This is a genomic window from Bacteroidales bacterium (genome assembly GCA_016709865.1).
Taxonomy (GTDB): Bacteria; Bacteroidota; Bacteroidia; order Bacteroidales; family VadinHA17; genus LD21.
This window is the reverse complement of sequence record JADJLX010000002.1, coordinates 187,607-199,413: the sequence shown is the minus strand read 5'-3', so window position 1 is coordinate 199,413 and position 11,807 is coordinate 187,607. Positions and strand designations below refer to the sequence as shown.

Genomic DNA, 11,807 nt, shown 5'->3' with positions numbered 1-11,807 from the left:
GATCTCCGGCTTTCAGCAGGAACTCTCAATACCTTACCGAAAAGATATTGGACAATGGTTTCGCAGCATCAATACCCCGAATAAAGCTGATTAAACAGTAACTTGAATGTACTGTAAGTCTGTGCCCTGAAGGTAATCTCCGGTCCGAAAGCATACAGTTTTCCTGTACCGACTTTAGCTTCAAAAGCGGCTACTCCATCTTTTAAATATTGCTGTCCCCATGCCCAACCGCTTCGAAGTGGCTGATCTGAATCGAACCAGGCTATAGGCTTGATTGTACCCTGACTAACTGCTGTTGGGGTTATTCTGAAGACCGGACTCGAACTAAAAATTACATCGGTTTTCGATTCCATACCCCAGGCAAATGATTGTAATGTGTCAATACTGACTCTAAGAACACTACCGGGAATATAGTATTTATCTGAAGGTAATGTGACAGGATTGCCATTCCTGATTTCAATAAGTGCATTGGTAACAGGTAGTTTTAAATGGTAAGCAAGATTTGTACTTGTTCCGATAGTAACAACTGAACCTCCCGCCTCCATAAACTTCTTTAAAGCAAGGATCGAAGTATCGGCACTTATCCTTCCAAGCTGGGATTTATATTCATCAGGAATCCCAGTTACTCTGGCAGTATCTCTCGGAGAAAACTGAGCAGCGGATGAAACTGAAGGAATTGCACCTCCGACAAATATTATCACATCAAATTTCTTTTTCAGGTTCCCTTCATTTATTTCTTTTACATAAATAGTCTTATAAACGAAATTATGCTGTTCCATTATCCATTTCAGCCATCCTGCTGACATTGAACCTCCATATGTATCCCAGATAGCAACACGCAATGGTGATAGTTTTCCTGAGAGATTTCCCGGACGTTTTCCAACTGAAGTAACGTTGAGACTCAGATCAACTGAGGCTTTTTCAAGTATTGATTTGGCCTTTGCATTTTCAGGAATGAAGAAAGATCCCTGGCCAAAATCTGAATTGCCTGCCTGACTCTTGATTCTGAAAACATCAACACCTGCAGTAAGTAGTCTATTAACAGCAATATAAGAATTATCACATCTTGAATCTATTATATATCCTGCTGCAGATCCGGCAACTTTATAAGTTCCTTTTGGTGATTGGATTTCGCCGTATGATAGTGTTTTGAAAGGACCATCAAAAGAATCCAGGACTCTTTTAAATTTAAATCCCATTGTAAATGCTGGTGTCCATCCTGCCATATCGTAAGGCGGTACGGGAGGTCCACCGGGATACTGAAAATCATTCGGATGATCCTGTGGTTCGAACATATCAAGAACCATCGGACGAAATGCCTGATTCGTTTTAACTATATAAGAACCAGCCGGATAACTGGTTCCTTCAACCTTAAAGTCAGCTGTTGCCTGAGATACGCTTATGCCTGAACGGACCAGTGCATTTATAAACCTTACCGCAGTGGGGAAGTCGGGCTGATCGGCAGATATTATATAACCACGAGGGTCACGGAGAGATGAATCTTTAAATATAACGTCAAAGTATTTAGAGGGTATTGTACTCTGGTTTCCTCTTTGGACACCGAATGAACTCCCTTTTTGATCTTTCTCATAAGCCGCATTAATTAAATCAACCCTTTTTGGATATATAGTCCAGGTATCTTTGTTCCCCGATTGAATAGAACTTTTACCCATACTATAAATATTGTATAATAGGTGCTCGCTGTTTCTTGCAGCGTAATCTATTACAGCATAGTTGAGCGACAGGGAATAGTCGATTGAAGTCCTGAAATACCATTTCTGAGGCATTACAGGATAAGTGGTATTTCCGTTTGGAAGAAGCCGGGAAGGTACAAGGGGTACTGATGCAGGAGTAGGGTTTCCGATTATTTCGGTAAGCAATCCAATCATATTATGAAAATAAGTAGTTGTTCTAAGACCGCCATTGTACCAAGTGGAGAACACAGAACCTCCTTTTGCGGTAAATCCCGGTTTTCCTTCAACATTCAGTCTGCTTACCATTGCAGCTCCGACAGCATCTATACCCGTAATAACCAAAGGGTTGAATACATGATTAAAAGGATCACGATAAGGAGGTCCGGCTACTACTGACCCTGCCGGCCCTGCCTGATGATGATTGTAAATGATTTGCGGAAGCCATTCAATATAAAGCTGTTTGCTCATATTCTGTGTCTCCTTCATATTCATCATATAGAAATCACGGTTGTTGTCGTGACCAGCATACTTTTGATATAATCTCGGGATCTGGGAATATGATCTTTTAAGACTGTCAGGATTACGCATATACCAACCGGAGACCAGTTCCTGGCCATCGGGATTTGCATGTACCAGTAGAATTATTACTTTATCTAGAATCCTCAAGGTTTCCGGGTCTTTTCTGCTCACCAGCTGCCACAAAGTTTCTATCAGCTGATGTGTTCCGACTGTTTCAGTGGCGTGAAGTCCTCCATCAATCCAGACAACCGCTTTGCCTTCCAGTGCTAGTGCCCTGGCCTGTTCATCTGATATTCCTTCAGCCCGGGCAAGCTTCTGAGAGATCTCTTTATAACGGTTAAGGTTCTTAATGTTTTCAGGTGAGGATACTATCATCATATATTGTGACCGCCCTTCTTCAGTAACTCCAAGGTTTTCAAGTTTTACGCGGTCAGAAACAGATGCGATCTTTTTAAAATACTCTTCTGTCTGAGAATAGGTGGCAAGCTTATAATTGTCACCTATTGAAAATCCGAAATGTTGTTTCGGCGATGGGATCTCTTTACTATTTGCTGCATCCTTAAGTAAGGATTGGTCTTTAGTTACCTGTGCGTTGACTGAGAGGCATAAACACAGAGAGATTGACAGAGAAAGAAGCATTTTCATTATGAGAAATATTGATTGAATAATGTAACAATAGTAGTAAAAAATATGTTTGTAAAAACAAAGAGGATGTCTCAAACCCCATTCTTTTGCCCCCTGCCCCCTAAAGGGGGTTCTCTAAGTATTTGATAATTAGAAAGTCCCCTTTAGGGGATTTAGGGGCTTATATAGAAGGGACTTGTGAGACAACCTCTTTATGTTAAATATTCATAAATAGATTTATCTAAAGACTATCTCCAAAGTCAGTTTTGAATTTTGCGAGAAGTTTATCAGGCCAGTTGCTTACCGGAGCAAGTCTTCCTGTAAAGAAGCGCAACACAGGAGGCTCCTCTACAAATTTCAGTCCTCCGACAAGATTCCTGTTTTGATAGAGCCAGTTGAGTCGGTCCATCAGGTATTCTACCTGCGATAATGTGAATACCCTTCTCGGGAAGGCAAGTCGCATGAGTTCGAGATCGGCAAGGATGTCATTACCAGCTTCATCACGTATGCTGCTTAAGGTACCTCGCTCCATTCCTCTAACACCTGATATGATATAATATGCTGCAACCAAAGCTCCGGCAGGATACTCACTTTGGGGAATGTGCGAGAGGAACTGCCCTGCATCAACATGGCATCCAAGTGCTCCGCCGGGCATAATAACCGGGACCCCGAGTTTATCAAGCTCCTGAACGGCATAGCTTATAAAATGATGGGGACTGTCCGACAACATCCTCTTCAAGTGTCTCATAAAGACCAACTGTCATCGCTTCAATCTCTCTTATTGAAATACCTCCATAAGTAAGGAATCCCTCATACAGAGGAACGAGGTCTTTCATTTTATTGTAGAGTTCCCTGTTGTTTGTGCAGATAGCCCCTCCGCGCGATGAGCTCACTTTTCTTCCGGAGAAGTAGACAATATCTGAAAGATTGCACATTTCAAGAAGAATTGATCCGATAGTTTTATTCCTGAACTCCGGTTCACGCTGTCTGATGAAATATGCATTCTCTCCTATAAGACTTGCATCCAGCACAATCATAACTCCGTGTTTGTCAGCTACTTTTCTGACATTTCTCATGTTTTCCATTGAGAAAGGTTGTCCGCCAATAAGGTTGGTAGATGCTTCCATTCTTATAAATGGAATATTCTGTGCCCCGGTGGAAGTAATTAGTTTGTCAAGTTTCTCTATATCAATATTACCCTTGAACGGATGAGTACTTTTATCTTCATTGCCTCCTGGGTAAAAAGTTCCACAACTTTTCCCCGTTAAGCTGGATATGTGCAAGAGTTGTTGTAAAATGGTAGTTCATAGGCACTACCGATTCTTTTTTTACAAATGTCTGTGATATTATGTTTTCAGCTGCACGTCCCTGATGCACCGGCAGAATAAGGTTTTTACCAAATACTGTTTCAATACTTTTCTGGAATTTTACAAAGCTCTGAGAACCGGCGTATGCATCATCTGCAACGAACATTTTTGATATTTGTTCATCGCTCATTGCATTGGTTCCGCTGTCTGTCAGCATATCAAGAAATATATCCTTTGTGCCGAGAAGGAATGAGTTATAACCAGCTTCTGCGATAGCTTCACATCTTCTTTCAACCGGGACAAGCTTTAAGGATTGAACTATTCGGACTTTGTGCATTTCGAGAGGGATCTGCTTTCCATTAAAGAATTTTACAGTTCCTTTTGTCTGAGTTTTTTCCATGGTTTATTTCAATTGGTTTTAAGGGTTATAAAAAAAGCTTACCTTTTCCGGGTAAGCCTCATATTTTAAAAATTGTGTTGTCAGCACTAGTTATTAACAGGACTTACAATTCAGCCTGCAATAATAATAGTAATAGTAAATTCCAATATTTAACTTAATTATGCCCATTAGTTAATGTTTGAATTCAAACCTACAATATTTCTGATAGAAACCAAAAATAAGTTCGTTAAAAATATAAAATATTTGATAATTGTTTTTACAATTGAATGACTATCGAATGACCATTGAATGACTTTTCCCCACACCTCGCACCTCGCACCTCACACCTCACACTTCACTCCTCCGTCTTGAATAATGAGATGAATCGCCCCACTCACCATAAATTACCTCTGCGTCAGCAAGACTGACCCTTGCCTCCAGGCAGCTCTGACAATCTTCGGCTGAATCGTCGGTACAGGGTTTATTATCATATAGTTTATAGCTGTCGCGGTATTTGCCGGGAGTAATATTCGGCATAAGAATATTTGCACCGATTTTAACAGCCTTCTCCCTGCCGACAGGATCAATAGCCTGCAGGGCAGTTGCAGCTACAATATTGATATCCTTCATCATTATCCTTATAATAGCAATCATCTTCAGTGTCAGATCAAAGCGCTCTTTAAGAGGAAGAAGGTTTCCGGTATGTTCTATCAAAGGTGTATCGGCATGCTCAACATAAGGACCCATGCCACACATGTCGATATCAAATTCCTTCATAAAGAGCAGGTCACCCGCCAGATCATCGAGCGTCTGAAATGGAAGTCCAATCATTACTCCGGTGCCAGTCTGGTATCCGATGTCCTGAAGAGTTTTCAGGCAATCGAGTCTCTTCCTGAAATTGTGTTTAGAGTCATCAGGATGAATCTTTTTGTAGAGTGCCTCATTTGTAGCTTCAACGCGCAGCAGGTAACGATGAGCACCGGCATCGTACCATCTTTTGTACACTTCGGGAGATTGTTCCCCTACCGAAAGGGTAATTCCAAGTTCACCGTTTGATGATACTTTAATTCTTTGAAGCAGGTTTTCTATCCTGTCGGTTACAGATTTACTCTCAAGCTCTCCAGACTGTAAAGCAATTGAACCATATTTGTTTTCCCAGGCAAAACGGGCGGCTGAAAGGATCTCGTCATCAGACAGGCTGTAACGCGATACATTTTTGTTTCCCTTTCTGATACCGCAGTAAAGACAATCCTTTCCACAGACATTTGAAAATTCAATCAATCCCTGAACCAGACCTTTTTCCCGATGTATTTCTCCTTTACCTCAGCGGATTTCTTGAAAAGTAAAGTTCTATCCTTTCCTTCCGATCTCAGAAGTGAAACAATATTTTCTCTAGTAAAATCCTCTTTTTCAAGTATATTGATGATATCCATTCGTTTTGCTTTCAAAATCCCCTTCCAAACATCCCCCACAAGCTAACCTTCATCTCTTCCCAGCGTGTCATAGCAGCACCGGCAAAACTGTTTGTATAGGAAGTAACATATTTTTTTGCCTCCTCATTCTTACCTTCTTTTACCAGTTCCACGACTTTTTTGTCGATAGCGGGAAGCTCCTCAAACGCTTTATCCTCAAACTCTTTGACAGCAGGTTCTATCAGGGCCCTTCCTTTTGCCCAGTTAACTGTTGCAAGCCTGTTAGCCTCCCGGAACGACCAGATAGCAGCATCGGTTCTGTAACGCTGCTGACCGCATATATTAAATGAGGGAGGTAGGCTGATCGCACCTGAAAAGATCGGAATTCTTGGACTCTGTCCGGGATTATCGAATGAGAACCAGGCAATTGCACCAACTTCGTCGGGCAGCCAGCTGCGGCACTGAATGACATGAGAATAGGAGCAGCCTGCAATGGCAATTGTTCTCTGTCTTTCAATTACGCCTGGTTTAACTTCATTTAGCAAAGTCCTCAGATCGTTGCTCATCCAGTTATTGATTACAGGTGATTTTACCTTCTTTTCAATTTCATTTCCATCCTTATCTTTTTCCTTGACGGTTATCATGAGGTTTTGTGTCATATCCCATTTTGTTCCCTCATATGTCTCACGGAAATATTTCATTACATCGCGTGGTGAAAGCTTATTCTCTGGTTTTACCGAGAATGGCAGTTCCTCCGCCTCAAAGGAGAGATTCAACGATGGTGCGAGCGTACTGAGGATATAGTATTCCCTTATTGCAAAAGGTTTCTTGTCATTTATTATTTTCCAGAATTTAAGCGGTTCTTTTCCGTCCCAGTAACCAAGTTTCTTAGCTACATTCTGGAGGTCAGTGCTATACATGAACTTATCGGGATTTTTAAAATCAATTACAGAGATCCTTGGGATATTGGCAGCAACGCCAACGTGATCGTCAGGGATTCTCTGAGCACACCATAAAGCAGATGGTTTCCCTTTTCCCGATCCGGCTATCTCGAAGTGCCATACTTCTTTTGGATCGGCTATAGTTATGCATTCAGCAAGGTCTCCGTATCCATATTCTTCAGCAAGCTTTCCAATCAGGGCAATTGCTTCCCTTGCGGTTTTACACCTCTGTAATGCTATCTTTTCGAGTTCTTCTATGAGAAAAATCCCTTCTTCATTTATAAGTTCCTGCCGTCCGTAAATGGTGGTCTCGCCGATAGCAAGCTGTTTCTCATTCAGGCATGGATATGCGGTGTTCAGGTAGGCATAGGTCTCTTCAATTTCAGGGATCTCACCTTTCTTTGTGACCTTCGACATATCCCACGATTCTTCAGTATGCAGCATTCCCCAGTAGACCGGATGCATTGACCCTTTTTCAAACTTTACACGTGGTGCAATTTCAAGCCATGTTCTGTAGTTTCCGTCACAGCTGTGCGACGTCATTACTGATCCGTCGGTGGAAGCCAGCCTGCCAACCATAATTGTTGTGCAATTCTCGCCATAACCTGGTCCATCTGTATCAATATCAGAATATTGGGCGTTTGTAGTAAGTGAAAGGGAGAGGGATATAATAAGTGTTAATATGACACTTAATGGAGCAATTTTTTTCATAGATAATTTATATTGGTCAATTATTGATTGAGTGCTTTTACAAAAGTAATTTTTTACAGAATTAAATTGCATCATTTATTTTATTTATCATTAAGTCAATTCTCTTCTAACAGCTATTTTCTAGGTAACTCTGTGACTCCTCTGTGTAACTCTGTGTAAGTTCTTAAATATTTGTTACACAGAGAAAATCCGGAGGAGACACAGAGAGCCACAGAGGAACCAATTCAGTGTTTTACTTAACCTCTTAAGGAAGTTGTTTAAGCGATTAACATGACGTTTGTTTGGTTTTGCTCTTTTTATTTTTCTTATCTTGCTTTAAATAAAACAGACAATAAATTGGTTGCAAGTCATTATATATCAGAGAAGTATTTATTCGTTGTTGCTCTGAATGTTGGCTATCTCAAGAGGTTTGCGGGATTATAATTATCTTACCTGTATTACTGGATTCAAAATCGTGATTCGTAATTCATAATTCGTAATTTGTATTTCTTTTCTGAATCATTACTTTTAATTATGATTAGTGATAAACTTATAAATCCCAGGAGCATAGTAGTCGTTGGTGGTTCTGATGATACCGGTAAGCCTGGCGGAAAGGTCCTGAAAAATCTTATTGACGGCAGATTCTCCGGCAACCTGATTGCGGTCAATCCAAAGCAGGATATTGTACAGGGATAAAATCCTATAGGGATATAGTGCTTATACCCGAGACTGATCTTGCAATTCTTGCTATCCCGGCAAAATTGTGTGTGTCAGCTGTAGAGATTCTTTGCCGTGAGAAACAAACAAGGGCATTCATTATTCTGTCAGCCGGATTCAGTGAGGAAAATGCAGAGGGTAAAGTCATTGAAAAACAGCTTGTTGATATTATTAACAGGTATAACGGTTGTCTGATAGGACCAAACTGTATCGGTTTTCTCAACTATAATTACAATGGGGTTTTTACTACTCCGATTCCAAAACTTGATCCGAAAGGAGTTGATTTTATTTCTGGTTCCGGTGCAACTGCTGTCTTCATTATGGAAGCGGCAATTCCAAACGGACTCACATTTTCAAGTCTCTGGTCAGTAGGAAACAGTGCCCAGACAGGAGTAGAGGATGTCCTGGAGTATCTTGATAACTCCTTTGATGCGGAAAATTCATCAAGGATCAAGCTTCTCTATATTGAAACAATAAATAATCCTTCAAAGCTATTAAAGCATTCTTCTTCATTAATAAGAAAAGGTTGCAGGATAGCAGCAATAAAATCAGGTATTTCAGAGGCCGGAAGCCGTGCAGCTTCATCTCATACAGGGGCAATGGCCAGTCCTGATACAGCAGTGGAAGCTTTATTCAGAAAAGCCGGAATAATAAGGTGCAGCGGGCGTTCAGAACTGATTGCCGTTGCATCGGTTTTTACACGTCCGGAACTAAAAGGGAAGAGAATTGCAGTCATAACTCATGCAGGCGGACCGGCAGTTATGATGACAGATGCTCTTTCAAAGGGTGGTATGGAAGTGCCGCAGATCCTTGGAAAGAAAGCAGAGTTGCTTAAGGAAAAGCTGTTCCCGGGTTCATCTGTTGCAAATCCCGTTGATTTTCTGGCAACCGGTAATGCTGAGCAGCTTGGTTATATAATTGATGCCTGCGAAAATGATTTCGAAAATATAGATGCTATGGCAGTCATTTTTGGTAGTCCCGGACTATTCCCTGTCTATGATGTCTATGACTTGCTTGATAAAAAAATGAGGTCCTGTAAAAAGCCCATTTTCGCTGTCTTACCGTCAGTTATAAATGTCAGCAACGAAATCAGTGAGTTCCTTTCAAAGGGAAATGTTAACTTCCCTGATGAGGTGGTTTTTGCCAATGCGTTATGTAAAGTGTCTGATAATCAGGTTGTAAAAAATGCTGATTATCAGCCTGTTGTAATTGATATAAGCTCAATCCGTAAGATTATAGATAATTCAGAAAATGGATATCTTAAGCCGGAGGATGTAAATTCTTTGCTTAAATATTCCGGAATTCCATTAGCAAAAGAAGCTGTTGTTAACGACTCGGCTGAAGCAGTAAGAAAAGCTTCAGAGATAGGATTTCCTGTGGCAATGAAAGTTGTGGGACCAGTTCATAAATCAGATGTGGAGGAGTGGTGCTGAATCTGAAAGATAGTGATTCAGTATCCCGGGCATTTTCTTCAATGATGAAAATCAATGGTGCAAAAGCGGTACTGGTTCAGAAAATGGTTAACGGTACCGAGTTGTTTGCAGGCATTAAAGCCGAGGGATCATTTGGACATTTATTACTTGCAGGGCTTGGAGGTATTTATATAGAGGTGCTTAAAGATGTTTCAGCTGCGCTTGTTCCTGTTTCCTGTGGTGAAGCAGAAAAAATGATTCATTCTCTTAGAGGTTACGCAGTTATAAAAGGAGTTAGAGGTCAGGCAGGAGTTAATGAATCCGGATTTATTGATATTATATGCAGATTATCGGCGCTGGTTGAAGCAGCACCTGAGATTTGTGAGATGGATATAAATCCCCTTATGGCAACGGAGAATACTGTTATTGCAGTTGATGCAAGAGTGAGGATTGAGAGGGGTGATAAAATAACATATATGATCAGGTTATAAATTTATTACTTTTGAAAGTTTTTTAACGAATTCCAGGAGATCCTGAATACCAAAATGAGAAATACCCCGGTTGATAGTAGTCTGGTTAAAAAAAATTGTAACAGAGAGTGGTCTGACAAATCTCGGTACGGCCAGTATCCGTGAAATTGCAAAACTTGTAAGTCAGATAGAAGGTGCAACGGGAATCAAATATGTCAGGCTCGAGATGGGTATTCCCGGTCTTCCGCCTCCGATGATCGGTATAGAGGCTGAGATAGCTGCACTGAAATCAGGGGTTTCATCTGCCTATCCGAATATTGAGGGAATAGCTCCTCTGAAAACAGAGACATCAAGATTCATGAAGCTGTTTCTGGATATTGATATTGCTCCGCAGGGATGTATTCCAACCGTAGGCTCAATGATGGGGTCGATGGTTACTTTCCTGGTTGCAAACAGGAATGACAGGACGAAGGAAGGAACATTGTTTCTTGATCCCGGATTTCCGGTACAGAAGCAGCAGGTAAAAATGCTTGGTCATGATTACCATTCATTTGATATCTTTGAGCACAGAGGGCCAAAACTCAGGAGTAAACTGGAAACATATCTTAAATCAGGAAAGATCTCATCGATACTTTATTCCAATCCGAATAATCCAACCTGGATGTGTCTGAGCGAAGAGGAACTGTCAGTTATTGGTGAACTTTCCAGAAAATATGATGTTATTGTAATTGAAGATCTTGCTTATTACGGAATGGATTTCAGAAAAGATTATTCAAGTCCGGGTGCGGCTCCTTTTCAACCAACAATAGGAAAGTATGCTGATGACTATGTTATACTTCTTTCGAGTTCAAAAATCTTCAGTTATGCAGGACAAAGAATCGGTATGATGGCAATTTCCGATCATCTTTTTGACAGGTGTTATCCTGATCTGCTTAGATATTATTCATCTGATAAATTTGGTCATTCTGCCGTATTCGGAGCATTATACGGATTATCGGCCGGAGTTACGCATTCTGTGCAGTACGGTCTGGCTGCACTTCTCAAAGCTGTAAATGATGGAAATTTTATGTTCCTCGAACCACTTAAAGAGTATGGGGAAAAAGCGAAGATTATGAAGGAACTCTTTCTTAATAATGGTTTTTCATAACCTACGACACTGATATTGATGAGCCAATTGCCGATGGATTCTTTTTTACAATCACTTATCCAGGCATGACCGGACGGCAGTTACTTGAAGAGCTATTATTATATGGTATCAGCGCTATTTCGCTCGATATAACAGGAAGCAACAGGAATGACGGTTTAAGGGCCTGTGTTTCACATGTTTCCCGAAACCAGTTCGATGATCTTGAGGCCCGTCTTAAAATATTTCAGGAAAATCATCCTTTTAAAACGAATTAATATCTTTATATATGGCTAAGATAAAAGGCAGTATTGTTGTTAATATGGAGAAATGCAAGGGGTGCGAAGTGTGTATGGTTTCCTGCCCAACAGGCACCATCGCAATGGCCAGAGAAGTCAATGGAAAGGGTTATAATTATGCTTATCCGGCCAATCCCGATTTATGCATTGGTTGCGCAAGTTGTGCAATGGTATGCCCTGACGGAGTAATAACTGTTTATAAAACAAAAATATAGTCAGC

The 11,807-nt window shown here is 40.8% G+C and carries 3 protein-coding genes and 4 pseudogenes; 3 read left to right on the top strand and 4 right to left on the bottom strand.

The genetic code is table 11. The features are described from left to right. Positions 1 to 68 precede the first annotated feature (68 nt). The 4 genes and pseudogenes from IPJ16_02860 to IPJ16_02845 form a co-directional block, all read right to left on the bottom strand. Complete coding sequence (locus tag IPJ16_02860; GenBank protein ID MBK7626133.1) at positions 69 to 2,852, bottom strand: peptidase; 2,784 nt, start codon at positions 2,850 to 2,852, stop codon at positions 69 to 71. Between the two features lie 226 nt (positions 2,853 to 3,078). Further along, positions 3,079 to 4,544, bottom strand: a pseudogene (locus tag IPJ16_02855) (tryptophanase). Positions 4,545 to 4,871: 327 nt separating this feature from the next. Beyond that, positions 4,872 to 5,956 (bottom strand): annotated as a pseudogene (gene hydE / locus IPJ16_02850) ([FeFe] hydrogenase H-cluster radical SAM maturase HydE). An 11-nt stretch (positions 5,957 to 5,967) separates the two neighbouring features. Next, complete coding sequence (locus IPJ16_02845) at positions 5,968 to 7,587, bottom strand: C69 family dipeptidase (GenBank protein MBK7626132.1); 1,620 nt, start codon at positions 7,585 to 7,587, stop codon at positions 5,968 to 5,970. A gap of 513 nt (positions 7,588 to 8,100) precedes the next feature. Between IPJ16_02845 and IPJ16_02840 the strand changes: the two are divergent. The 3 genes and pseudogenes from IPJ16_02840 to IPJ16_02830 all read left to right on the top strand — a co-directional run bounded on the left by IPJ16_02840 (position 8,101) and on the right by IPJ16_02830 (position 11,802). Beyond that, positions 8,101 to 10,186, top strand: a pseudogene (locus tag IPJ16_02840) (acetate--CoA ligase family protein). A gap of 54 nt (positions 10,187 to 10,240) precedes the next feature. Then, positions 10,241 to 11,566, top strand: a pseudogene (locus IPJ16_02835) (pyridoxal phosphate-dependent aminotransferase). An 11-nt stretch (positions 11,567 to 11,577) separates the two neighbouring features. Next, a complete protein-coding gene (locus tag IPJ16_02830; GenBank protein MBK7626131.1) occupies positions 11,578 to 11,802 on the top strand; it encodes a 4Fe-4S binding protein in 225 nt (74 codons plus the stop codon). Positions 11,803 to 11,807: the final 5 nt, after the last annotated feature.

Excerpts from the sequence above, each read along its gene's own strand:
- IPJ16_02860 (MBK7626133.1), bottom strand. The coding sequence starts at position 2,852 with ATGCTTCTTTCTCTGTCAATCTCTCTGTGTTTATGCCTCTCAGTCAAC.
- IPJ16_02830 (MBK7626131.1), top strand. The coding sequence starts at position 11,578 with ATGGCTAAGATAAAAGGCAGTATTGTTGTTAATATGGAGAAATGCAAG.
- IPJ16_02845 (MBK7626132.1), bottom strand. The coding sequence starts at position 7,587 with ATGAAAAAAATTGCTCCATTAAGTGTCATATTAACACTTATTATATCC.